This is a genomic window from Stenotrophomonas sp. GQ19 (genome assembly GCF_059758695.1).
Map to the genome: position 1 here is coordinate 656910 of NZ_JCAXES010000001.1, position 25203 is coordinate 682112.

Consider the following 25203-nt stretch of genomic DNA (forward strand, 5'->3'; position numbering starts at 1 on the left):
GAGCGTTACCGGATTACTGGATCTTGAACTCGATACGGCGGTTGCGTGCGCGACCGTCGTTGGTGGTGTTGTCGGCCACCGGCTCGTCCGGTCCCTTGCCCACCACGTCCAGGTGGTTGCCGGCGATCCCCTTCTGCACCATGTAGGCCTTCACCGCCTGGGCGCGCGCATGGCTGAGCGTCAGGTTGCTCTCGCGCTGACCGACGTTGTCGGTATGGCCGATGATGACGAAGCTGGTGTCGCCCATCAGGGCCATCTTGGCCACCATTTCGTCCAGGATGCTCATGCCCAGCGGGGTCAGCTTGGCGCTGCCGCTCTGGAACTCGATGATGCGGTTGGCCAGCGTCTGGTCGAGCAGCTTCTGCTGCGAGCCCACCTTCAGCGCGTTGGTCACCGTGTAGGAGGTATTGCTGGCCAGGCTGAGGTCGCTGGCCACCTGCTGGCGCAGCGCTTCGTTGCCCACTTCGCCGGTCACGCGCACGGACTGGCCGTTCACTTCCAGCTTGCCGGGCGACACCCGCTTCAGCCCCGGGGTGATCATGCCGGCCACGTACTCGCCCCAGTTCGGCGGCGTGGCGATCGATTCCACCTGGATGCGGTCGACCACGCGATCAGCGCCGTAGACCTCCCGCAGGTTCTTCAGCAACCGCGCCTTGGTCGCCTGGTCGGGCACCACGCCTTCGATCACGACCGGGCGCTCGGTGGCGGCCGCTGCCGGGGCCTGCGCAAAGGCAGTGCCGGTGACTGACAACGCGGCCAGGGCAACAATGAGAGTAGAGCGGAGGCGCATGGTCAGGTTCCCAGGAAAGTCTCGCCGAACAGGCTGCGCGCCGTGCTCAATGCCAGATCGTCACGATCGAGGTAGCTGGCAAGGCGGTTGAGGTTGTAGTCGCTGTGCAGGTATTCCTCGACCCACTGGGCCTCCTGCAGGCGGATCAGGAAGTCGCCGGCTTCGGCCGGGTCAAGCACCGCGCGCAGCGCGTGGCGGTCGGCACCATTGAAGCCCACCAGCATCGACGGCGCGGCATCGTTGCGGATCAACACCGCCAGTTCGAAGTCGCCGCGGGCCACGAAGCAGGCCACGATATCCAGCCAGAACGCCGCCACGAGCGGCCGGTACAGCGGATCGCGTACCAGCGGGAATACCAGGGCGCGATCAACGTTGACATCGCCGCCGCCCAGCACCGGCTGCAGCAGCAGCCCCAGCGCCAGCAGCGCGTTCTTCAGCGAGATGTCCGGATGACCGGCGTCGCGGAGCAGGCGCTCCATCGACCCGATGGTCTGCCCTTCCAGGAAGTCACGGAAGGTGGCGTTGTAGGCACTGGGGTCGGTGCTGATGCTGAAGCGCGCATCGGCGAGTTCGTTCAGTGCATTGCCTGCGTCTTCATCGTTGAACGCCTGCCGCGCCATCCGCGACAGACCCGACCAGGCGTTGGACATGGCCAGCGGGCTGCGGCCGATGAACGGCAGCGGTTCGGTGGCTTCCAGGCGCACCGCCGACAACAGCGGGAACCGCCGCTGCGAGGCATCGCGACTGGGCAGGAAATGCCCGCACAACACCAGCTTGCTGCGTGAACCCAGGAACGCGTAATGGATTTCCGGGGAGTCGTCGTAGACGCGCTTCCAGTCGGGGTTCTGGCTCAGCAGTTCCACGCTCTCGCCGGCCCAGCGGTCCAGCCAGCCGAGCAGCTGGTGATTGTCGGCGGCGCGGACGAAATCGCCGCGCGAGGGCACCTTGCCGAAGTACGACACGCCCGCACTGACCACACGACTCATCGCGAACCTCCGCTCTGTTGGGCCGCGGCTGGCGCTGCCGCCGGCGCAGGCGCCGTGGCAGGTGCCGTGCCCGGGGCCGCCGGTGCGGCGGTGGCCGGGGCGGCACCACCGGCCACGCGAGCCGGCAACTGCGCGCCACGCTGCCAATCGCCGCCGCCGGAAGACTCACCTGCGCGGCGTACCACGCGCATCTCCACGGTGACTTCCACGTTGTCGGCCTTCCACGTCACGCGGCTGCTGCCGCCTTCCAGGCGCTCGAACGAGCCTTCCCGCATCAGGCGGGTGAAGCCGTTGCTGCCCGGTGCATTGAACACTTCCACCGTACGACCATCCGACGCCACGGCCGTGATCTTCACGCCCGGCACCTGGCCCACGTTGGGGTACTGCATGGTGGTCCACTGCGGCGGAGTGTTGCGGTAGCGCAGCGTCTGCCCATCGATCTCGATCGTGTACTCCAGCGCGCCGGTCGCTGGCGCCGGCAGGATCTCGAAGATGGTGGTGTCCTGCGCGGCCGCACCGGCTGCACTGCCACTGACCCAGTTGCCGTAGTTGGCGACCAGATCGGCCGACAGATTGATGCCCATGCCCGCCCAGCGCCGCGCTTCCAGCAGGTTGCCCCGCTGCAGCACCAGCGTACCCAGCTGGTCCTTGTTGAACGCGGCGATGCTGCCGCTGGCGCCGAAGATCGCGGCGATGTCGCTCGGCGCGGCGTCCACGTCGGAATTGAGGTTGAACGGGAACTGCTTGCCGATGCGGTCGGCGAACGGCGTGTACACCTGCGCCGTCCAGCTCTTGTTGACCTCTTCTTCGGTCGGCTCCACCAGCGCCATGAAGGTCTGGGTCAACGGGCGCAGCAGCAGCGGACGCAGCGCTTCGCGCTGGCCGGCGTCCAGCCCGGTCAGCACCTGCTCGTCCACCAGCGCCACCGCCGTGCTCAGCTCGGAGCCTTCATTGCTGAAGGTGTCCTGCATCAGCTTGCGGGTGCCCACGCCGAGGTCACCTTGGCCCTTGATCGCGTTCAGACGCGCACGCAGCTTGGCCAGGGTCTCGAAGTAGGCATCGATCACCGCGGGCTGGTCGCCCCGCTTGGTGGTCAGCTTGGCGATACCCTCAAAGGCCTTGCCGATCGGCCCCACCGGCTGCTGCTGGGCCACCGCTTCGGGGTCCTTACGCAGGATGGTCTTCTGGAACCAGGCCACGAACCCGCCCTTGGCCTTCTTCGAGCGCGCTTCGGCGGCCGGGTTGTCCCAGATGGTCTGCTCGTTGATCTTCTCCAGCAGCGTGCGCAGCGGCGAGTTGTTGGCATCGCCAAGGGCATTCATGCGCGCGGCGGCTTCATCGAAGCTGTCGAACTGGGCCACGCTCAGGCCCTGCAGGAACTTGGTCCACTCGGCGGCGTACTCCTGCTTGTACAGGGTCACCAGCTCACGCGCGATGTGCTCGGGGCTGCCGGCCAGCGACAGGTCGCTCTGCTCGGTGGTACCCAGCACCCAGTCGGTGGTGCTCAGCTGGGTGCTGGCGGCTTCCTTCACCGCATCCTTGACGTAGTCTTCCCACGCCTTGCGCGAGAACGCGCCGGAAATGGCGTAGCTGCCGGTGATCAGGCTGCCGTTGCGCTCGTTGCCGATCAACGCATCCACCGTGACCGTCGGGAAGCGTGCCGCGGCACGTGCCTTGATCTGCGCGAACACGCGCTGCATGGCCGGCTGGCCCTTCATCACGCGGGTCAGTGCCTGGCGGCTGTCGCTGACCAGGGTAACCTTGTTCTGCACCTGCGGCCACGCCGGGTCGGCGGACTGGGCCACGTAGAAGTTCATCAGCTTCTCGGCCGCACGCACCATCTCCTCGCGCGTCATCTGGCCGCGGTTGGCGTCCAGCCAGTTGCGCCAGAACAGGGTGAGCTGCTGCGACAGGTGCGCGCCCTCCACCTGCTTGCGGTTGCCCAGCATCAGGTAGGTCTTGAGCGCGTTGTAGGCATCATTGGTGTTGGTGGGCGAGGCGTTCTGGTACAGCACGTCGCTTTCGGCGGCCACCGGGCCACCCTGCCCCAGCTTCTCGCGCTCGTTCACCACCTGGCCCAGGTAGCCTTCCAGGCTGGCCACGGTCGGATCCAGCATCACCTGCTGCATGCCGTGGTAGTACTCCTTCATCAGCTTGGCGCGGATGTTGTCGCCCTGGTACAGGCCCAGGCTGGTGGTGATGCCACCCTCCTTCTTGTACCGATCCAGCTGCTCCATGCGGTCCTGCAGCAGCAGCAACGCATCGATGCGCGACTTCAGGTCCACCCGATCCTTCTGCACGCGGACGGCCTGCTCCAGGTCCTTGGTCGCGTTGTTCACCAGCTGCACGTTGGTGGTGTAGGACCAGGTCCACAGGCCCAGCGCCAGTGCCAGCACGCCCACCGCGCCCAGGAACACGCCGTAGCGCAGGCGGTTCTGATGAGGGCTGGAGTACTGCCGGACCAGCTCGCGGTCGGAGAAGATGACCTTGCGGAACAGGTCCTTCAGGAAGAACGCGGTCTGCCCGGTCGGCGCTTCATCGCTGTTGTGCCCCCGCGAGGACAGCGAGAACTGGCGACCCACGCGATCGGACGCGTGGTGCACCGAGTGGCCTTCCTGCAGCGCACTGCTGAAGTAGAAGCCACGGAACACCGGCTTGAACTGGAACGGGTTGTCTTCGAACAGCGTGGCGATGAAGGTACGCAGCGCCGGCTTGATGCCCACGAATTCCAGCGGCAGGGTCAGCAGGCCCGGCGAGACGTCCCGCCCGCGCTGCATGGCCATGTGCGACAGGCTCATTTCCTTGATGCCTTCGGCCAGCTGGTCGAAGTGCGCATCAAAGGCCGTCAGGGCATCCCCCTGCGCGTGGACGTCGAAGGGCAGCGTCGCGCCCCACACATTCTCGCGCTCGGACGGATCCAGGCTGCGGAAGAACTCGCTGAACCCGGCGATCAGATCGGCCTTGGTGAACAGCACGTAGACCGGCGCGAACACTTCCAGCCGCTCGGTGATTTCCTGCACGCGCTGGCGCAGGTTCTTGGCCAGTTCGATGGCGAACTCGGGCTTGCTGCCGGACAGCTCGGCGATGCTCACCGCGATGATCACGCCATTGATGGGCGCGCGCGGCCGGTTCTTCTTGAGCAGGCCCAGGAAGGTGAGCCACTCCATGCGGTCTTCCACGCTGACCGAATAGCGGCCGGCAGTATCGAGCACGATACCGGTGGTGGTGAAGTACCAGTCGCAGTTGCGGGTACCGCCGATGCCCTGGATGACATTGCTGCGATTGTCCTCGAACGGGAACTGCAGCCCGGAGTTCAGGATCGCGGTGCTCTTGCCGGCCGCCGGGTTGCCGATGATCACGTACCACGGCAGCTCGTACAGGGCCGCTTTGCCCTTGAGCACGCCCAGGCGCGAGGTCTTGATCTGCTTGACCGCCTCCATCATGCGCGAGCGCAGCGCTTCGGTATCGGCACGCTGGGCCGAGGGCGCGGCGGCGACGGCCTGGTCCGCCTGCGTCTGCACCATCGACTCCACGCGCTTGGCCGCACGCCGGGCCAGGATGCGCTTGATCACCCACACCACCAGCGCCAGCAACAGCAGCGCTGCCAATGCGATGGCCACCCAGATGCCGATCTGGCGGGCTTCGGCGGCGCCGAAGTACGCCAACGAACCGGCACCGATCAAGCCAATCACCATCCACAGGCGGTAATCGCCGAGGAAGTACCTGAAATTACTCAACATCATCTAGGCGTCCAGGGTTATGCCGCCGACACAGTGTCGGTCGACGGGTCGTTCAAAACGGGAATATCGATGATCGCGGCCACGCGCTGGGCCGGCGCGCCCACCGACAGCACCAGTGCGGCGCTCTGGCCGCGTGCGGCATGTGCATGGGCCAGGGTCAGCAGCGCCAGCGGCAGCACCGGGCCCAGCTCGCCGGCACATACCGGCACGGCCAGCGTCTGCTGGTCGAGTTCAAGATCGGGATTGGCGGCCACCGCGGCGGCGCAGGCCTCCACGGCCACCTGGCTGCGCTGATCGGCATCGTGCAGGGCAAAGCCCACGCGCTCTGGCGCCAGTGCGGCATCGGCCAGCATCGCGCGGCCCAATGCCTCGGCCTGGCGACGCGACTCGGCATTGCTCAGGCCTTCGGCCAGTTCCATACGGTGCGGGCGCCACAGGTGCGGGGTGGGCGCGACGGACAAGCTCGACGAGGCCAGCAGCAGCCCGGCGGCGCCTTCGCCTGGAATCTGCCCGTCCTTGTTGCGCCGGTGCAGGATGCGGTTGCTGTCCAGCCACGCGGCAATCGTGCCGGGGTCCACCGCCGAACTGCACGACAGCAGCAGGTACCAGCGCGGCTCGCCCTGGGCCAGCGCATCGGTGACACGCTGCAGCCGCGACCAGACATCCAGCGCCTGGCTGGCGACGGCCACGTTGATGGAGAAGCGGCGCGGGTCCAGGCCGTTGTAGACCGCCCGCGCGTACAGCCAGTCGGCGCAGTAGGTGCGCAGTGACGCCGACCAGTCGGCCGGCACCAGCAATTCAATGGTCAGCACCTGCCCCACCACCTGCTCGTCGCGGCGGCGCAGGCCGGCAATCACCCGCTCCTCGGCCACTTCCAGTTCGGGCAGCGCCAGCAGCGCCTGGCCCATCAAGGTATCGGCCACCGGTTCCAGCAGCGTCATCGCGCGGCGTTCGCCATCGCGGGTGGTGAAGCCGGGCATCTGCACCTGCAGCACCGCGGTGTCGTCCAGGTCCTTGTCCGCACTGATCAGCAACGGCAGCCCGTCGCGATCATGGAAGCGCGCATCCAGCGACGGGCGCGGCGGCGCGGCGGCCATGTCCAGCAACGCATCGGCCTCGAGCATCACGCCCAGGCGCATGTCTGCGCCCAGCACCGCCACCGACGGCACCGCCCGCGTCGTGATTGCCTCGGCCTGCGCGCTGGTCGCACTCGCGTCGCCGCTGCTGCTGGCCGCATCCACGGCCTTGTCCAGCATGCTGCGCCCGGCGTTGCGCAGCATGAAGCCGGCACCGCTCACGCCAACGGGCACCAGGCCCAGGTAGGCGAGCATTTCCATGCCCGACGGAACCGTGCCAGTGCTGCGCCAATAGAAGATTGCGCCACCCCATGCCACCGCGAAGATCGCGATTACCGAGAACGCCTTCCCAAGTATCCCGGACATCTAGCGTCCTGCTCCCTGAGTCATCAAGCCATCCTGCTGATTCAAACCTGCGCTGCCCGTCAACCGATGCCGGTCGTGCCCTGTGACGCGATCAAGGTGGCGCCGCATGCGGTGCGGTCCCCATCACGCGCCACCGGGTTGCCGTCGACCACCACGGTGGCATCGCCACTGACGATCGTGGTCGGCCCATGTGCCACGCACACGGCGTTGTCGCCGATGCGGGCCACCGGCTTGCCACCGATATCGGTCTGTCCCGATCCAGTGACCACGCTACCGCCGTGACTCAATTTATCCCCGACAACTACGAATGGTCGTGACATCAATCATGCTCCTTGATTGCTTCCGCATCCGGCGACTCCATCGCCCCCGCTACCCGGGGCTGATCCGGATCGTCTGCCAACGATATCAGCTGACTGATGAAAGTATCACCCTTTCGCCAATTCAGCTTTCTTCGCCGCACGCGCCGCACGGCACTGCTGCGACATCTCCACGTGCACGTAGTCCTTGATGCTGCGCCAGTTGCCACCCCACTCCAGCCCCGCCTGCTCGGCCAGTTCGCCGTACAGGAAGTAGCCGCGCCGGGTCCATGGGTCGCCCATGTCCCATTGCAGCTTGCCGTCACGGATCGGCGCACTGTCCACGCCCAGCCCGTACTGATGGCAGCTCTGCCAGGCACCGGCGCGCGTGGCCTTGCCGCCGCTCATCAGCTCGGCCTGGCGTTCCGGGCTGCGGTAGCCCTCCACCAGCACCATCTCATAGCCATATTGTCGGCGCATTACTTCATAGATGGCCAGTACGCGCTGCTGCAGATCGGGGTCGATCTGGCCCCATTTTCTGTCGGCCGTCACAATTTCGGGTCGCGTCTTGCGGATCTCTTCGGTCGTGAAGACTTCCGGCGGCGGCGGCGCGGGCGGGGTCAGGCGTTCACCGCGGAGCAGCTGGGCGACCATCGAGCCGGATTCGGACAGGTCATCGCCCCGAAACTCATCAAGCACCACGTTCTGCCGCGTCAGCAGAATGACCGCCGGCGGCACCAGCAACAGGAAGCCGGCCGCGGCGAGCACCATCCAATGCCGGCGCAGCGCGCCCTGCGCCGCGCCCAGCTCTTCACGCACGCCACCCTGCAGGCGGTCGGTGCGCTGCGAGACCCGCCGCCCGGCACGACCGGCGGCATTCCCTACCCGCCCGAACACGCGCCCCAGCGCGGCCTGGATGCGTTCGAACGACTCCGGAAACATCAGCACCCAACCGACTGCGGCCATGACCAGCACCAGCAGCACCGCTCCCCCGATAATGACGACCACCGATCCTCCATGTATTGTTCGTTGTTGACGGTCCTGCCCCAGTCACTAGAATGGGGCGGTTCGCTTTCGGCAGATGCCGACCCAACAAGGGCTGGATGCACTTGAATAATGGCGGAATAAATCGACCAAGTCTGCTCTCAGGGGGAGCGCAGACGAAGAACGCGGCACCGGCAACGGGCCGCATCCTGGCAGACATGGAAGGACGCCCGGTCGCCGGCGCTGCACGCGCCGCCGCATCGCCAGGCACCCGATCACGTCGATGGCTGTGGCTGGCACTGCTGGCAACGGCAGTCGTGGTGCTGGGTGCGTTCGCGGCATGGCGCCTGTCTGCCGGCAGCAGCGAAGAACCCATGGGGTACTCGTTGCCACCCGAAGCGAGCGCACCTGCGGCGCCTGCGCCGGAGGCAGCGTCCACACCCGGCGGCGCCACCATTGTCGACGCACCGGTGGATGCCAGCGGCACAGCGCCCGCGGCAGATCCGCTGGAAGGTATCGGCGCTGCGGCAGAGCCCGCACCGGGCGCGCACGCTGCGGCTACCACTGCTGCAGTTGCGGCTGTGCCTGCAGCTGCAACTGCCGCGCGCAAACCGGCCGCCGGCACCGCGGCTGCACGCACCACCCGTGACAAGCCCAAGGGTGACGAGAACCTGCTTGGGACGCTGATGGGCATCATCAAGGAAGACGAAAAGGCCAAGCCCAAGCCGAAGGCCAAGGCCGCCCCGGATTCCATGGACGCACTGATCGCGCAGATCCAGGCCGACGAACGCAAGCAGGCTGCCGATGCCGACAACGTGTTCGACAACATCAGCGGCCGCAACGCCACCGCGTCCACCAAGTCCAATATTCAGGCCAAGCTGCGCAGCTGCGGCAGCGCCACCACGACGGCCGGCCTGAACTGCCGCAAGAAGATCTGCGCCGCGGCTGCAGGCAAGGATCCGGCCTGCCCGGCGATGTGAGGTCGCGCTGCGGCGGTCGCCGCAGCGCTTGATCCAGCTGCGGACGCGGCGCGCCCAGGACGGTGCGTGCAATGAGGCCCAACCCGTGAGTACACCGCCGCCACCGGAGATCCACGAAGGGGAGCTGCCGTTTCGCAGCAACGCCGAGCCCGGCAGCATGCGGGACATCATCCGCCTGGACGAGGAAATGATGGTGTGGTCCGACGATGGCGCAGCAGCGGTCATCGAATCGATCATGCCCTTCTTCGCCATTGCGGGCGTGATCATCTCGCTTGGGGGCATCGGCGCAGGTGTTTCGGTGCTGAGCGACTCGATGGACAGTTTCGGCATGCGCGCACTGAGTGTATCGCTGGCTGCACTGTTGGCCGTCGGTGGCGCTACGGGCGCCTACTTCGCCTGGCGCATCAGCTTTGGAAGCAAGCATAGCGACGTCTACTTCCTCAGGAAGCAGCGCAAGATCTTCCACTACACCAACAAGACGGAGTTCGTTCTTGATTGGGACAACGTCCGTCCGAACGTGCGACTTGGCTTCGGTCCGCCACAACTGGGCTCACGCCCCTTTGTGGCGCTGGAACTGGTGGAGTACCTCAAGAACGACCCGCAGACCTGGCGCGCCCGATTCGTTGTGGAGGCACCCATGCCGGGGCGTGAGGCATGCCAGCAGAGCTGGGAGCTGATCCGCCGCTACATGGATGAGGCGCCTGCAGCGCTCCCCATGCAGACGGTGGTGAATCCGCGATCATGGACGTCAGCGCTGCTGGAATTTGGCCCCTTGTCCGGGGGTGGCGACGCACATGGGTTCATCCAAGGGTTGCGGGATCACAACTGGCAGCCCTTCTGGAGTGGAGAGCATCTCCTGGCGGTACTGGTCTGGGTCGCGTTCTGGCCAGACCAGGTATTCCGAATGGTGTACGCACGCTTCAGGCCCCGGGTGCCGCTGCCGGCATCGCTTGCGGGGGTGTCCACTGGCCACGGCAGCGGGGCGTCGCCCTACGCCATCACGCCAGCGTCGGCGGGCGAGCTGCGCGGCAGGCGAAAAGCCGCCCTCACCGTCGCCATTGTCTGTGGGGCGTGCACGCTGATCAGCGTTGCCGCCTGGTCAGTGGTGGCACGGCAAATGCTGCACGCGGTGTTTGGCTGAGGCGGCCACGCGGCTGGAACACCCGCATTTGGCCTGCATGTCCACTCGACGCTCGCACCGGTCCGGCTTACTCTAGCCGCCCTCTGAAGCTGGATGCATCGAGTGAACTGGACCTGGACTTACATCGTGTACTTCGTGCTGGTCATGGCGATCTGCTGTGGCTTTGTGCGAGCGGTTTACCGCTATCTGGGCCGATTCGCCGGCTGGCAATCACCGCTGAAGCGACTGCTGGCCATCAGCCCCGTCCTGCTCGCCATGCTCTTCGCGCTGTCTGGTTTCCTGTTGGTCGGGCTCCGCTGATTCCCTGGAGACGGCGACGCTGGAGCCGCCAGCCCGAGGCCTGGCGGCTGACGACGTTGCCGTACGAAGGCATTACCCGCGCAGTGCGAGCGCCTCCATGACAGACAGCCAGACATTGAATCCCTTGACCGGATACCAACGGTCCACGAGCTCAATGCAGGTCGAGTTGAGTTTGACAATGGACAACCCGATCCGAGGTGCGACACCCGTAGATCGGGTCGGATCCAACTGCGCCATCCTCTCTGCATCGGTCAAGGGGCGATTGACCGGGAACCTGAGATTTCGTGCATCGATATCCGCGTAATCCATTTCAATCCCTCAAGTCCCCTTGCCGCCCCTCTCTCTGCGCAGCGCTATGCACAGCGGTTCTCTGGCCGCACACTCGGGAGGAGAGTCAGCGACCGCCACCCACAATTACCCCGGAACTTTCGTGAGTGCCCGCTATCCTCACACTGGATTGCGCGTTGCCCGTCAAGACCGGCATCAACCGGGCGCCATCGGGGCTGGCTGCGTAAAGCCCAGTCTACGCGCTCGCGCGAGCCATGCTGCCCTCGAGCAGACATCGTCAGAACCCTAGAACCACGGCGGGATACCTAAAACTGCAAACATCGTTAGGACAAATATCGTGGAGATGCCACCGAGCACCATCCAACGCCGTCGCATGTGCGGCAGCGCGTTCTCGTTGGCCAGGCGTTGTGCGGGTGTTGGTGCACGAACCTTGTAGGCGCTGGAATCAACCGGCAGCGCCATTTCTTCCGCAATCTCTTCGGGCCACTGAGGCCGAGGCGCCGTCCGGGATATCCATAAACCGGCGCGCTCGAACCAGTACATGGTGCCCCCGACAAAGCCAACATAGAGCTTCGAGAATACTCCGGGGACCACACGATGGTTCTCATCAACCAAACTGCCAAAGAGAAAGCGGTCCATGCGCGCCAGATCAGCCCTGGGATCGTCGATCGCAGGTTGCGCCTCCACGGGCGGAAGGTACTCCGGCGCACCGTCCATATAGCAGCGAATGAACGCCCAGATGCGTTCCGGCGTCTCGATGCTCCGGTGCGGGACCGCGAGAGGCAGGTACCAGCGGATACGGCGGCTACCCGGCACGAGGTCGACCATCGCCAACACGTATGCCGTCGATCCACCTGCCGTGCTGTACATCCTGGCCACCATATTGACGGGTTGGACATCGTCATAGGGCAGGGAAATCCAGCCATCCTTGCTGTTCATCCAGTAGTAAAAACGGCGCAGCCTCTTACTAAGCACAACAGGCGGTGACACCTTAGTGCGAAGCGACACATGCGCCCAGCCAAAGAAGCCAGACCCTAGAATGGCGAGTATGAGCAAAACAATCAGCCTATCAACGACAAAACCAGCATCATTGTATAGCCCATATATTGTCAGCACAGAAACAAACATGCTAAGAAAAGCAAGCCCAATGACAGATCCAAAGACGAACCCGAAACCCCTGTTCGACGCCTGAAGACTTGGAGCAAACAAAATGTATCTATCATTCACAGACTGAATCGCGCTCGCCGAAGCTGGCTCCAGATCTGCGGGCACCCCCTTCTTACTGAGTAGAAGCCCCCAATACCCTCCCTTCTCAGGTAAATCTTTCATCCCAAGGACGAGATCACGCACTGCCTTCTTCATATCGCCCCTTACCTCTCTCGGCGTGCACAGCCACCAGATGCCGTGAACTCATAGAACTGTCCGACATACGCCGGCTCTGGCAACTGGTGCGGATCTGCCACGTCGACGCTGGATTCTGCCACCACGTACGCCGGCCATTGCGGCGCTTTGCTGCTCTTCAAAACCAACCAGCGGCAAGCTGCCAACGGCACCAACAACGGCATCAGCACCGCGCGATAGGGAAGCAACCCCTCACCCAGGCTGATGATCACCGTGAGGTAGCAGTTCTTCCAGGTATCCGCCACGGACAGGTGCAACTGCGCCGACGCAGGCACGTCAACCACGTGCTCCGGGCCTTCATCCATGTAGCGCCGGATGAACTCCCATATCTCGCGGATCGTGGCGGGATCGTCGAAATAGTGGCCGACGGCGAACGTTTTCCGGACCATCTCCCCGTCCATGACGTGGCAGCGAATATCCCGCAGGAACGTCTCGCCCTCACCGTGTCCCAGATGGAAGTACGCCTGCTCCCACGGAACGCTGATGACACCGGATGGGCCGGCGTCGGTGTAGGCGTGCACCATCCGGGTGCGCCGATTGAAACGAATCGGATAGTGCTTATAGGTGAAGAAATCACGCCCAAACGTGCAACGCCACATGACGGGAAACTGGCCAATGAACAGCGTCAGTATGATCGCGACCAGCCACCCGTCGATCCGCCCGTCCGGTCGAGCGTTCGGAACCCACGTCGCCAGCAGCCATATGCCGAACAACGCCATCATGGTGCACACCAGTGTCCCCACCGTTGTTGCCACCATGCCGCGCAGGCGGTATCGACGATCAACGACGTCCATGTAGGTGGAATTCAGGCGGATCACACAGTGGTGTTCGTTGCTACGCCCACTGCGATTCCGCGGCAGTGCCTCATAGCGCTCTTGGGGCGCGAGCAGCCTGTCTACCTTGAACTTCCTCAACCAGCCGGTGTACATCGCTCACGCTCCAGCACTCAATGGCTTTTTTGGCGGCGCCGCCGATGCTTGGATCCCTTGCTCGGCTTCACCTTCGCATCTGTCAGGGCCAAAGCGCTCAACTGTTCATGGGTCAGCGCAGGGCCACCGAGACTGGCAAGAATGTCCCTGCTCCACGCGGGCTCCCGTTTCAGGCGGTAGCTGAGATAGCGTACCAGCCCCATGTAGGCGGTGAACGGCAGGAAGAACAACATGCCTACGCCAGCCATCCAGGCCAGGATCCCTTTTCGCCGCCACGCGACTGCGCGATCGTCGAACAGGGGTTGAAGCAACCAGAACGAGGGCCAGAACGCGACGCCCCAGTCCTCGTAAAGGCTGTCCATCAGCGTCCAGGCAGCCCCCTCATAACGCATGAAGCGTCGAATATGCTCCCAGCGCTGAACCGGGAATTCAAGATCGCCGTAGCCGAAGCTGGGACCCACCCCAAAGCGCTGCACCACGTCACGCCCACCCGGTACGTCGGTAATCGCAAACACCAGGCCAGACTCCCGTCGTGAAATCTGACCGGTGAAAATGGTGAACTCCACGACCTCCGCGCGGACGCATGACCAGTCGTACGTGTCTATCTCGTATCGGCTATTACCCCACAACTTCCATCCCCACTGCCACCATGGCAGACCCATGGCCTTGAACACATGCACCTTTCCCAAGGCACGGTTGAGCAGCACCGGCTCGTAGCGGAACCCCACCCAGTCCACCTGGATGAACAGCAACGCCAGCCATAGCAAGATCACGACCATGATCAAGGGCAGCCACCAGCCGTTGCTGATCCCCATGATGAGCATCGCGATCGCCAGCGGAAGGGCCAATAGACCGAAAGAGCTCAGGTAGCCCCGCATGGCGCCCAGCTGATCCACGAACGCCAGGCCGTCCGGGTAAACACGCACTACCCCGCCCCCCGTATTGGCGTGATGACTGCTCTGCACGCTAGCCGCGGGCAGCAGGCCCACGGCCTGTCCGTTTGGCGGGTTCAAATCATCCGGAAATGCTCCGGCTTGCTCGTCCGATTCCAAGATCACTCATTCCATTGTGCGATATCAGTTCATTATCCCCGCTTTCCGGCAAGCATTCAGCCAAGCGCGGCATCCGCCAGCAACCACAACACGCCCGCCCAGAACACCGTCCCGATGGCCAACGCAACCGGGATGCATCTGCGCGCAGGCGCAACGACAGCCGCATGGCTACGCGCCAAGCGCCGTAGCGTGGTGCCGGCTGGCAGCGCGTTGAAGCGCTTCAACCACGGCGCCAAAGCGCCCTCGCCGTACGGCCCCAGTGAAATCCGGGCCGCAAGCAGTTCCGGCGTCTGCAGCGGCATTGCCAAGGCAGTGTTAAGCACACTGCCGAGGCCAACCAGCGACGACCACGGTCGCTCGCCAAGCCATCGCTGTGCGAGACCTGGAAAGGTCCAGATGCTCAGTGCAAGGCGCTGCATCCAATCGGGGCTGGCCGATACGAGGCCGAAGCTCGGCAAGCGCTCAAGGGGCTGGCCCATATACGTCTTGAAGAATCCATAGCGGAGCACCCCGGCGCCGATCAGGTCCCCTTTACCCGCGACGAACTCGGCGTCAACCCGGCCAGTGATCGGATCCACATCGGCCAACACGAGCTGGTAGGCCTGGCCGCCGCCCACCGTATTCACTACGCGGACGATCCGGACAAAGGGCCGAAGCCGCTCCCAAGGGTAGGTGCGAACACCTTGGCTACCGAAATGTGTAACCGTGCAGGCTACCCGGTTGAACAGCACGGGCTCCACCCGGTTCCCCCGCCTGACCGAACGGACCATGCCCACGCAGAAGGCTGCGCTCAGCACCAGAAACAGCAGGGTAACAATGGTGGAGGCCACCATGTCCTTCCAGTCGGCGAGCATGCCAGGAAGGCCGGCCAGGATCACGATATCCACCAGCATGATCATCCCGACCAGCCACAGCAGCCCGCCCTTGGCACCGGACAGGAGGGTCACGTCAGGCGCCACCACAAGCTCGGATTCGTCGACATCAAGCACGAAGTCGATATCCACATCTTCTGCGCGGTGATGGGTAAGGGGGTACATCACCCCACCCGGCCCCTGCACTGGAGAGGCCATGTCCATGATGGCAGAGCCGGCCGGGGTCGCTACATCGTTTACCCGCATTGCGTTTTCAACTCCCCGGGGTGATTCATTGAACTCGGTCACGGTGCAGACCAGCCGCTACAACGACGGCCGCGATACGTGATCCGATATCTCTCCAACCCAACGGGGTTGCGGCCAGGGACGCACCGGAGCGTTGCTCATCAGCACCGATGACGGCCAGGCGGGCGCCTTGCAGGAACTCAACACCATCCAACGCCACGACGTCATGACCAGCATGATCGGGTAGTAAATCATGAAAAGCAGGTAGCGCATACGCGCGAAACGCTCGCCCAATCGGAGCATCTCCCATCGCCATGCGTTGCGCCAAGTGGGTCGAACGGAGAGATCGATCAGCGGCGGCACACCGGCAGCCGCCAACGCAGCGGGGCCACCGGCCATGTATGTGCGAATGAACTCCCACAATGCCTGGACGCTTTCCTGCGCGCCGTCATCAAAATAGTGGCCTACCGAGAACATGTCCTGAACCAGGCCGCGGTCGAGCAGCGCACCACGGACATCAAGAAGATACTCCTGACGCTCACCACGGCCAACGAACCAATGGACGTCCTTCCAGGGAACACTCAGCACGCCGTCCGGCCCGTTATGCCGAAACACATGGACGAAACCGCGCTCACGGTCGAACCGAACCGGATAGTGCGTATAGGTGAAGAGCTCGCGGCGAAGCGTTCGCCGCCCGATCATCGTACTGGCAGCGCCGGCAACCAGGACCACCGGCAGGATGGCGAGCAGCAGATCTCCTGCGCCGAACTTTTCCTGCGCATAGCTCGGCCATGCCAGCCCCAGGACCACGTAGAGCAACGTGGCGACAATCACCAGAAAACAGACCAATGCAAACAGTGTGATCGAGGAGCCGCGCATGCGGAAGCTTCTATCCACGAACTCCGCCGAATACTCATCCAGGCCGATCAGGCTGAGCCTCGCGTCTGGCCGCACATGCCCCTGATGCGCGTCAGGATTGAGCCGCGCCTGCGCCTCCTCTTTCGTCAAAGGTCGTTGCGTGGGAAACGGCTTGAGCCACCCGGTAATCATCTTGCGTTCCTAGATGTCCTAAAAGGCGTCAGTGCCTTGGCAAACCGACAATGGCGAGCTGGACAACGGCCGCAACGTATCCAGCATTGCGCAGTACGACGCATTTGCCAGTAAGCATCGTCAGCGCACGGATGTTAGCTCTCTGGGCGCCTTTCCGCCCAACGCACTGGGGCTATACGACATGATCGACCATGGCAGGGAATGGGTGAGCGACTGGTACGCAACCGAGTACGATGTTAAACAAATCCGCAACCCGACCGGACCAGCATCGGGTACCGAGCGCGTCCAGCGCAGCAGCACCGACCGGGACGCCGATCAACTTTCGGTCACGTCGATGACGTTCACCCGCAGCCATCAGGTGCCCGAGCCTGGCCCGGTCACCTTTGCTGATGGGGAGGTGGTCGAAGAGAATCCCAACCCCAACCTTGGCAACGGCTTCCGCTGCGTCGCGAAGGCGCGCTGAATCTCCAAGGGGCCGACCACATTGGGAGCCGGGCGGCGTCATGACGTCAAAACCACTCCAAAGAAAATAAGTGCGGCCAACCAGAATACACAGCCAATCGCAATTGAAGCTAGCAAGCAGCGCTTGGCTTCCACGACTACATCCCCATGATGGCGTGCACGTTCACGAAGCAGAGAATCCGGCGCAAGCGCATCGAATCGTTTGTGCCAAGGCCCCAAGGAAGACTCGCCGCGGGGTCCGAGGGTGATTCGCGATGCAATCAACTCCGCCATCAATAGGGGGAACGCCGCAAGCGTGTTGCAAAAGCTTGCCAGCCCTACCCATGGGGACCAACGTCTCTCACCCAACCAGCGCCAACGCAAAGCAGGAACCGTCCAGAGACTGATCGCCATGCGTTGCATCCAATCCAGATTTACCGATATCAGGCGGAATCGGGGCAGTTCCTCTAGCGTACCGTCCATGAATGTCTTGAAGAATCCATATCTCAAAGCGCCTGCTGTGATCACCCCTCCCCGGCCAGCAACGATCTCCGCCTTGACCCTACCAGAAACTTCATCCACGTCCGCCAGAACGAGGAGCTGCACCTGTGCCCCACCGGCTGCACCGACTGCGCGAACGATACGAATGAATGGCTTGACGCGATTCCAGTCGATGGTCCGAACGCGATCCTCTCCGTAATGACTAACGGTTCTATGCACGCTATTAAATACTATTGGCTCAATACGACCCCTGTACCTGACAGACTTATACATCCAAATGCACAGGGGGATACTGGAAAGACCGACCGCAGCGACGAAAAACTCTACAAACCCAAAACCACCAAAACTAATCATCTCAATAAGAAGATGAATGAAAAACAAATCCATGAGCAAGACGACGCACATCATCCAAAGAACTCCGCCCTTCCCACCTGAAAGCAGAGTAACGTCAGAGGCCACGACGAGTTCCTCATCGTTAATGTCCATCACAAAATCAGCATCGACATCTTCAACACGCCAATGCAGCAGCGGATACATGACACCACCTACGCCCTGGACAGGGGACGAAAAATCCACAACATCTACATCCCCACGAGAACCCGAGCACTCCTCGACCATAATATCAATTCCCTGCCGTCAACATATGCGATATACCATTCCCATTGGGCAAGACAAGACCAGCATTATCAACCTTGTCAGGCCAGAAGCGCGCGACAACCTCTACACTGCGTAATGCGTCAGTCACATAGCATATTCGCCACATCACCCCTCCTGATGGAGACACCCGTAGATTCGCCCCCCCGGACGTCGGTGCAGACAATCCTCTATTATGATGCTCAAGGCCTTCGGACAGGCGATTCGGATCGGTGAGGCCGGTCCTAATACCAGATTCAACGAGGCGAGCGGAGCGCGCTGCCAGCTTACGACCATCCTTCATTTCCAATGAAATACTGTGCTCAAGCCACCCCTTGCCAGTCCTCACGTCAGGCGCATCGATAATAATATCGACAGTCCCGCCGAAGCTGAATCCGGCTATAGAACGCCCACTTCTCCAGACCGCGGTAACCGCGAACGGAACAACATACAACGCCTCCAGGGCACGCCGCTCTTCTTCCTCGCTCAAATACTTCGGCATCTTTCCGAAGATGCAGGATCGAAGCCAGACCTGAACCGCGTTGTCGCGCTTTTCCTCAGCTGATACCAATACGTAGAGCCCCAAAATAGCCGCTCCAACAGCTATTATCGTCCAGACAACGGGACCACCGCCGATCGCGCCCAGAATTGACAGGCCACCCAAACCGGTTGCAACTCCACTAACGGTCAAGAGCACCCCGGCGACCACCATTAATCCGCCAGCATCTTCGTCGCCTTCTTTACTCAGAGCTCGCCCTTCCATCATGGTAAGTGCACCCATGATTATCCCGGCGAAGCCACCAATAACGCCCCCGGCCGCTGCAACAGCTTCACCGGACAGGGAGAATATAGTTACCGCTCTTTTGGAAAAATAGGAGCGCAACGTCATTGCCGCGCCAGTGGCCTCAAATCCGGCGCCGAGAAATCCAAGTATTGAAGCCGTGATCTTGGCCAAAGCGGCTCCTGACGGCTTGTCGAGAGCTTCTTTGCAGGATGCCGCGATCGCGACCCCCTGAAAGGCCATAGCCCAGACCGCCAGCGTTCCAGATGCCCCCCCCTGCTTGAGGGCTGCCATCGTTCTGCTGCTCCAGCCACCCGTTGTCGCCCGAGGAACGCCTGCCAGCGCAGGGCTTGCCGCTAGCGGTCCTGAGGCCGTCTGTACGCGGGCACGATTGATCCTTGCGGCGTCTGCGGCAACCTCCTGCCTGACCTTCGTTGAAACCTGCTCAATCAGTGCCTGCCGGCGCAACTGCTCATAGACTTTTTCCATCGCAGCACTCAGCGGCGCCTTTGCGGATTTACCAGGCGCCCTTCCTGCATCTGAACCTCTGCCGGACTTAGCTGCTGCGCGACGCTGCCTACGATTCAACTCCTGCCCGACCCTGCGAGCCTGCTCACCACTCAACGAGTCAATCTCAATCATCTCTCCCCAATGGATTCTCAGCAGAGGGATCTTCTTGCGCCCAGCTTCACCCAGCTCATCCGTAACGTCTGCTACGTTGATCGCCGAACGCTTGGCACCTTCACCATCGACCGTATGCTGCAACCGAGATTCAAGGGAATGACCCCAAGCGCTCTGCTTGTTGTCGCGTATAAAGTCTGCATGCGTCACCTCTTCAACCAAGGGCTGCACTGCGGTGCGGAACCAAAGTGCGCCAGCCATTGCAAACACTCGGACATGCTTGAATGCAGCGAGGTTAATGTCGCTTAGCAGACCTTGACCAAAGGTCATGAGGTTCCGCAGGGCCGCTTCAATGCCCAAGCACGCTCGAAAAACCGTCCTTCGCATTGCGCCGGAGGAAATCGCCTTTGGCGGATCGCCAGCCCCCGCCAAATGCGCCTGAAGTTGCGAAAGATAGTTGCCCTTCTCCACATTCCAAGCGTCAAGAACACTATATGCGGACTTGACTATTCCTTGAGCATCCGCCTGCTTGTCCTCAACGATACTGCTCAGGAGGCTCTTCTGACCAGCGGTGATCGCCCAATACCATAGGTTATCCTCAACGGGCCGTTCAAACTCCTGCAGCGCATGCTGTCGATCAATTTCACCATGAGGACCACCGCCCATGATAGTCGCCATCTGGCAGACCATCTCAATGGTTGAATCTGCATCTGCAATATCAAAGTCGTGTTTACAAGCGTGTCTCAGCGCCCAGCTTTTTTGAAACTCACCAATATCATCGCAGAACCCATTTAGTATCATGGGGCGCTGCCCCATGTCCGCGGCGAATTCGCGCTCGAAGGCACCCAGCTTAGTCGCATCGATCTTGTTGATGTACTCCTCTAGCCACTCGCGTTCTTTCTCGGCACCGTGGGCTTTCCAAGACTTGCCGATCTGCTCGATGAGCTGCTTGACGGCGATCTGCCTCCGATACTTTTGATTGATCTCCTCAATTTGCAAACGCTTGAGATTGGAAAGGTGTCGGATCTCCATGGCGATCCCGATCGGATCATGGAGATACAGCGCGACTCCCCCGGCCTCGTGCATGCCCGCCATGCGCTGCGCCACCGAGGCCGCTAGTCCTGACCGATCAACACCAGGCGTGACACTCTCGGCATACAGGGCGTGGCGACCACCGAACTCCGGGGCATAGTCCTTCACCCTTGCCAGACTCAACCCAAACGCATCTGCCTGTTGATGCTGCACTTCACCGGCCTTGGCGCCGGCCACCAGGTCAGGGACGGAGAACTCTTGGAATCGTGCTTTCAGGTCCTTGAGTTCAACATCAGGGTCGTCCTCCAAACGCGCGGGCATCGCCTTACCAAGCAGCGCGGCTTCGAACATCTGCAGTTGGTGCTCGGTTTGCCAGACTGAGAAGTAGGCCACCCAAATGCGCTTAGCGCTCTTGGGTTCGGGGACCGAGAACGTAGCGGAACGAACGGCATGGTCGGAGCGCCCGCATTGAGGCTCCGCGGTCTCAGGCTTGCTAGCTACCGGGAATTCAGACAGCGACCCTTCGATGGATGCCTGGAAGGCACGCCACGTGCCACCGCCTCGCTCGTCCAGTACATAGAGGAAGCCTTGGCTCAACAGCCGCATACCCAATACGCCAGCTCGGAAGCTGTAGTCCTGATTGCTCAGGCTTGCAGATCCGACTTCGGACGCGGCTGATCGCGGTGTGTATGCAAAGCGCATCGGCAGTATCGGGAAGCCCGCCTTGTCACAGCGTTTGCAGTCACCGAACGGCGCTGGGTTTTGCACTGATCGCTTCACACCACTCGCAATACTCGCACCATCAGCCATGTCCAACCTCCAATTTGATTCCCTTCACATCGTTGATCCAAGCGCCTTTTTCGACTCCGCACCACCACTCAGAATCGGCTTGGGAGCAAAGATCGGCGTAAGAGGCCCTCCTCCCTGCGACCTCCCGCAGCCAGCCAGCAATCACCGGATGTTTCTCGATCTGCGGATGAACTAACACCTTGTGAAGCAGGAAGGTAGTCGCATCCGCAACTTCGCTGGCTGGGAGACCAAGCGACATGCCCGTGCGAACTGCGCGCTGCAGCTCCTCCTCGTGATGAACGGAAGCGACACCCATTCGCTGCAATTGCGAGATAGCGGCGTTGATAGGTATGCACCATTCTGCATGCGGATCCTGCGAGTGCAGCATGTACGTCGGCTGACACGCAACGCGAACATTGCAGGGCAGTTCTTGTAGTTCCCCATCCCAGCCAAGCTGGTACCACGCCAAGGCACCTGGAAAATCCTCGGACACGGTTAGTGCGAAAGTTGCATGCCGAGCTACTCGCGGGTCGTAGAACCTATTGAGATGCCTGGTCCGGTCTGCAGCAGTGGTTACAGCCTGCACAAGTATCGCCGACGCCAATGCCGACGCAGAAAGTGGGCTGGAAATCCAACCACAAACCGGCTGTGGCTTTTGCCAATCCTCGCGATGCTCCCAAGCGACGTTGACGCTCTCCTTCAACACGTCATCGTTCATGCTCTCAACCTCTAGGACGTATGGGCACAGTTCGCTGCGCATTCCGAATCGCTCTAGGTCGACGGTGTATCTCTTCCTCTTGAAGCCGTTCAGCATGCTGAGATCACAGCGCGACATTGGGTCCATAAGGATGTACACGGCGCCCGACGAGCTCTGTATCCGCTCTTTCAGTCCAACGAAGACGTCATATCGGGCGTCATAGCGCAACATGTGCTGCTCCTGCGCTGGCCGCATCTACACTTGCCTCGTTGCATCGATCGTTCTTTCCCGCCTGCGCTGTGACGTCGGAGGTCATCGACTTCGCCCCCGTCCACTCCCGCTGCGTGCCCTTGAACTCCACCTTGCCGGGCGCGCCCAGCTCGATGTTGTCGCCCTCGATCCGGATGTAAGCACCGGCCGCAGTCGCCAGCAAATGCTTGCTTGGCGCCGACAACTGCACGTCGGCCTGGGTACTGGTGATCTTCACGTTGGTCTTGGCCGCCAGGATCGCCTGGTTCTTGTGCGCGCGCGCACTGACCTTGCCCTGCGCGGCGTGCAGCGCAATCCCGCGTTCCTGGTTCGGACTTTCGGGTTTCGGCTCAGCACCGGCGGTGTACAGCACCAGCCCGCCGGCCACTGCCATCGTGATCGAGCCCTGGCTCAGCCAGTTCAGCGCCACGCCCGAGGCCAGCGTGGTGTGCGTGCCGCTGACCCAGACCTGATCAGCCGGGGTCAGGCTCATCACACCGGCCACGCCGCTGCCCATCAAGACCGGCTTGTCCCAACCAGGGGCATCCCCGTCTCCGCCACTGATGCTGCCCGCCGCGCTGCCGCTTTGGGTGGCGCGCAGGCTTTCCTGCAGGTGTTCCAGCGCGTCGTGGGCCTGCAGCGTGGATGGCTCATCGGGCAGTTGTGCTTGCTGGTTCACTGCCGATTCGTTGAGCGAATGCAGCAGTTCGGCGCTTTCCTGCAGCTGGGTCAGTGCCTGGTTGGCGGCCAGCTGCGGTTCGCCAGACTCGGTGCTCAGCAGCAACCCCTGCCCGGCACGCAGTGACCCGAAGGCCTGCGTAGACAGCTCCGCGCCGAAGCCGCGCTCGGTTTCGCGCACGTTGTCTTCGCCACCCTTCAGGTGGCCCAGGGTCAGCGTGGTGGCGTGTTGCGTGGTGGACAGCTGCGCACGTCCTTGGCCCGGCGTGTCATCCAGGCGCATCTGCTGATAGCCGCCCTGCCCGCCTTGGCTGTCGGCCAGCGCTTGGCTCTTGAAGCCGGTGTAGACAGCAGCGTGCTCATTGCCGTCGAACCACGCCGGCGCATTGCCGGTGGCGTTGGCGCCGCCGCTGGCGACCTGGTTATGGGCGGCATCGGTCTGGCCGCGGCCGTTGTAGACCGCGCCGACCACGACCGGCCGGTCGATGTCGCCCTCGAGGAACGCCACCAGCACTTCCTGACCACGACGGGGCAGCACCACGCCGCCCCAGTTGTCGCCGGCCCACGGGGTCATCACTCGCACCCAGGTCCACGCTCCACCGTTGGCCGGGGCGTTGTCGTCACCGCCGGGATGGACCAAACCGGTGCTGGAACTGCCACCGCGCTGCCACGGGAACTGCACCTTGATGCGGTGGTCACGATCGGACTGCAAGGGCTCGCCGTCGCTGACCACGATGGCGCTGAGCGTGCCGGTAATCGACGGGCGCGGATGCAAACGCGTGCCGTGGCCGTCCTCGGTCTGCGGGCGGTACACCACCTCGGCCGGGATGGCGACGAAGCGGTTGTCGTAGAAGGTCGTAGTGAGGTCCGGCGATGCATTCGCAACGGACAAGCCACTCAAGGCACCCGGGAGGCTGAGCGGCGCCTGCGCGGCCGGCCCTAGCTGCTGCTCCAGCACATCGAACACATCGGCCTCGAAGTTGTTGCGCGCCTGGTGCTGTACCGACAGGCACAGGAAGGCGGTACCCGCGTCCACGCCCGGATGCTGCCCCAGCTGGAACTGCGCCCCGGGCGTGAGCTGGCGCCATTTGCCCTGCCCTTCAATCGTATGCGCGCGCACGCGCAGCGCATCCAGGTGCTGCTGCGCGCTACGCTGGCCACGCGCGTTGTCCTGCCAGCCGTACGGGCCGCAGGTGTCGGCGTCCTCACCCATGGAATTCTGTGTCATCTGCGCTTCGGCGCTGGCCTGCCGCAGCTCCAACGTGCGGTGGTCCCAAGTGTGCCGGGACACCTTGGTGGTACGCCAGCGGCGCGCGGTCGACCACTGCTGCACGCTGTCATCGCGCTCGGTCACATCGCCCCGGTGGAAACGCACCGTGCCCAGGTCCCTGGCACCGTGGTGGTTGTCGGCCAGCACCAGGGTATGGGCCCCAAACGACTCGCTGCCCGGGTCGTCCGCATGCTCGAACCAGTAATAGATGCCCTCTTCGGCCAGCAGGCGCTGCACGAAGGCCAGGTCGGTTTCCTGGTACTGCGTGGTCAGGCTGCGCTTGGCGTAGAGGCTGCGATCGGTCAGGTCCCAGCGCCATGCCGGAACAAGGCCGCTGTAGTCGGCGAAGACGTTTTCGACGATGTCGACCACGCTGGCGTCATGGAACACGTAGCTGTCCACGCGCTGGCCCAGGAAGGCCAGCCAGGGCTGCAGGCGCAGGCGATACCGCGCCAGGCCGCCGTTGCTGCCAATCCGTTCGGCGGCGGTGATCCGGCCGTGGAACGGGCGCTCGTTGCCGATGGCGTGCATCTGCAGCAATGCCGGCTGCCCAAGCAGACTGTCCAGCGACAGGTTGGCATCGGACGACAGTGCGATGACGTCGAATACGAAACCCACGCCATCGATCTGCTCGACGCCATTGAGCGACTCGGCCACCAGCACGTCGCTCCCCAGCGAGGTGCGCAGCTGCAGCAGGCGCTGTGCCTGCCCCGGTGCCGCAAGCGCGGCCAGTATCGTGCTTGTGGATTTCATAATGCTTCCATTCATTAGCCCCGCAGATTCAACTGGGGCGACCCATCATCAGCAGAACATCAGTCGAGACGCCGCACGATTCATTCGCGACGGAAAATCAACCAACCATCGGAACCTATACAGTGCACAGTGTGACCCAGGTCACAATGTGCACCGATCAAGAGCGCCGAGCGACGCCGCGCTCTTGTTCCAGGCTAACCCGGAAACTCGGACATGCCACCTAGAATAGGGAACACAGGCAAGTCAGTCGAGTAGCACGCTGGGAAAATGCCCTATTCGGTG

Annotated in this window: 20 protein-coding genes; 4 read left to right on the plus strand and 16 right to left on the minus strand. The window is 62.8% G+C overall.

Annotated features, from left to right (window positions below; translation table 11 throughout):
* Positions 1-13 precede the first annotated feature (13 nt).
* The 6 genes from AC6CHL_RS02750 to AC6CHL_RS02775 all read right to left on the minus strand — a co-directional run bounded on the left by AC6CHL_RS02750 (position 14) and on the right by AC6CHL_RS02775 (position 8262).
* Complete coding sequence (locus AC6CHL_RS02750) at positions 14-790, minus strand: OmpA family protein (RefSeq protein WP_498293249.1); 777 nt, start codon at positions 788-790, stop codon at positions 14-16.
* Between the two features lie 2 nt (positions 791-792).
* Positions 793-1776, minus strand: coding sequence for a type VI secretion system-associated protein TagF (tagF, locus tag AC6CHL_RS02755; RefSeq protein WP_038688038.1), 984 nt, complete (start codon positions 1774-1776; stop codon positions 793-795).
* On the minus strand, positions 1773-5519 hold the full coding sequence (gene tssM / locus AC6CHL_RS02760; RefSeq protein ID WP_498293252.1) for a type VI secretion system membrane subunit TssM: 3747 nt from the start codon (positions 5517-5519) through the stop codon (positions 1773-1775). Before tssM ends, tagF begins: the two co-directional genes overlap by 4 nt.
* A gap of 14 nt (positions 5520-5533) precedes the next feature.
* Positions 5534-6958: a hypothetical protein gene (locus AC6CHL_RS02765; RefSeq protein ID WP_448133837.1), complete on the minus strand. Its 1425-nt coding sequence runs from the start codon at positions 6956-6958 to the stop codon at positions 5534-5536.
* A gap of 59 nt (positions 6959-7017) precedes the next feature.
* Positions 7018-7278 carry a PAAR domain-containing protein gene (locus AC6CHL_RS02770; RefSeq protein ID WP_038688037.1) on the minus strand — a complete coding sequence of 87 codons (261 nt, stop codon included), beginning with the start codon at positions 7276-7278 and terminating at the stop codon, positions 7018-7020.
* A gap of 105 nt (positions 7279-7383) precedes the next feature.
* Positions 7384-8262 (minus strand): M15 family metallopeptidase, encoded by an 879-nt coding sequence (locus AC6CHL_RS02775; RefSeq protein WP_498293254.1) that lies wholly within the window; start codon positions 8260-8262, stop codon positions 7384-7386.
* 557 nt (positions 8263-8819) lie between these two features.
* Between AC6CHL_RS02775 and AC6CHL_RS02780 the strand changes: the two genes are divergently transcribed.
* From AC6CHL_RS02780 to AC6CHL_RS02790, 3 genes are all read left to right on the plus strand, one after another.
* Positions 8820-9218 carry a hypothetical protein gene (locus AC6CHL_RS02780; protein WP_498293256.1) on the plus strand — a complete coding sequence of 133 codons (399 nt, stop codon included), beginning with the start codon at positions 8820-8822 and terminating at the stop codon, positions 9216-9218.
* Between the two features lie 85 nt (positions 9219-9303).
* The gene (locus AC6CHL_RS02785) at positions 9304-10359 is read left to right on the plus strand and encodes a hypothetical protein (protein ID WP_498293258.1); all 1056 of its coding nucleotides are present in this window, start codon (positions 9304-9306) and stop codon (positions 10357-10359) included.
* Positions 10360-10461: 102 nt separating this feature from the next.
* Entirely contained in the window at positions 10462-10659 is a 198-nt protein-coding gene (locus AC6CHL_RS02790) for a hypothetical protein (protein WP_038688029.1), read from the plus strand.
* Positions 10660-10731: 72 nt separating this feature from the next.
* Here the strand turns inward: AC6CHL_RS02790 and AC6CHL_RS02795 are convergent, their stop codons facing one another.
* The 6 genes from AC6CHL_RS02795 to AC6CHL_RS02820 all read right to left on the minus strand — a co-directional run bounded on the left by AC6CHL_RS02795 (position 10732) and on the right by AC6CHL_RS02820 (position 16476).
* On the minus strand, positions 10732-10968 hold the full coding sequence (locus AC6CHL_RS02795; RefSeq protein WP_498293260.1) for a hypothetical protein: 237 nt from the start codon (positions 10966-10968) through the stop codon (positions 10732-10734).
* 264 nt (positions 10969-11232) lie between these two features.
* Positions 11233-12309, minus strand: coding sequence for a hypothetical protein (locus AC6CHL_RS02800; RefSeq protein WP_498293261.1), 1077 nt, complete (start codon positions 12307-12309; stop codon positions 11233-11235).
* 8 nt (positions 12310-12317) lie between these two features.
* On the minus strand, positions 12318-13277 hold the full coding sequence (locus AC6CHL_RS02805; protein ID WP_498293262.1) for a DUF6708 domain-containing protein: 960 nt from the start codon (positions 13275-13277) through the stop codon (positions 12318-12320).
* A gap of 17 nt (positions 13278-13294) precedes the next feature.
* On the minus strand, positions 13295-14329 hold the full coding sequence (locus AC6CHL_RS02810; protein ID WP_498293263.1) for a DUF6708 domain-containing protein: 1035 nt from the start codon (positions 14327-14329) through the stop codon (positions 13295-13297).
* A 56-nt stretch (positions 14330-14385) separates the two neighbouring features.
* Entirely contained in the window at positions 14386-15489 is a 1104-nt protein-coding gene (locus tag AC6CHL_RS02815) for a hypothetical protein (RefSeq protein WP_498293265.1), read from the minus strand.
* A gap of 15 nt (positions 15490-15504) precedes the next feature.
* Positions 15505-16476, minus strand: a complete 972-nt coding sequence (locus AC6CHL_RS02820) for a DUF6708 domain-containing protein (RefSeq protein ID WP_498293267.1) — start codon at positions 16474-16476, stop codon at positions 15505-15507.
* Positions 16477-16507: 31 nt separating this feature from the next.
* Between AC6CHL_RS02820 and AC6CHL_RS02825 the strand changes: the two genes are divergently transcribed.
* Positions 16508-16939: a formylglycine-generating enzyme family protein gene (locus AC6CHL_RS02825; RefSeq protein ID WP_081797199.1), complete on the plus strand. Its 432-nt coding sequence runs from the start codon at positions 16508-16510 to the stop codon at positions 16937-16939.
* A gap of 38 nt (positions 16940-16977) precedes the next feature.
* Here the strand turns inward: AC6CHL_RS02825 and AC6CHL_RS02830 are convergent, their stop codons facing one another.
* The 4 genes from AC6CHL_RS02830 to AC6CHL_RS02845 all read right to left on the minus strand — a co-directional run bounded on the left by AC6CHL_RS02830 (position 16978) and on the right by AC6CHL_RS02845 (position 24921).
* Entirely contained in the window at positions 16978-17955 is a 978-nt protein-coding gene (locus AC6CHL_RS02830) for a hypothetical protein (RefSeq protein WP_498293269.1), read from the minus strand.
* Positions 17956-18040: 85 nt separating this feature from the next.
* The gene (locus AC6CHL_RS02835; RefSeq protein WP_185753501.1) at positions 18041-21295 is read right to left on the minus strand and encodes a toxin VasX; all 3255 of its coding nucleotides are present in this window, start codon (positions 21293-21295) and stop codon (positions 18041-18043) included.
* Positions 21288-22202 (minus strand): DUF4123 domain-containing protein, encoded by a 915-nt coding sequence (locus AC6CHL_RS02840; protein ID WP_185753500.1) that lies wholly within the window; start codon positions 22200-22202, stop codon positions 21288-21290. Before AC6CHL_RS02840 ends, AC6CHL_RS02835 begins: the two co-directional genes overlap by 8 nt.
* Complete coding sequence (locus AC6CHL_RS02845) at positions 22189-24921, minus strand: type VI secretion system Vgr family protein (RefSeq protein ID WP_498293270.1); 2733 nt, start codon at positions 24919-24921, stop codon at positions 22189-22191. Before AC6CHL_RS02845 ends, AC6CHL_RS02840 begins: the two co-directional genes overlap by 14 nt.
* Between the last annotated feature and the right edge of the window lie 282 nt (positions 24922-25203).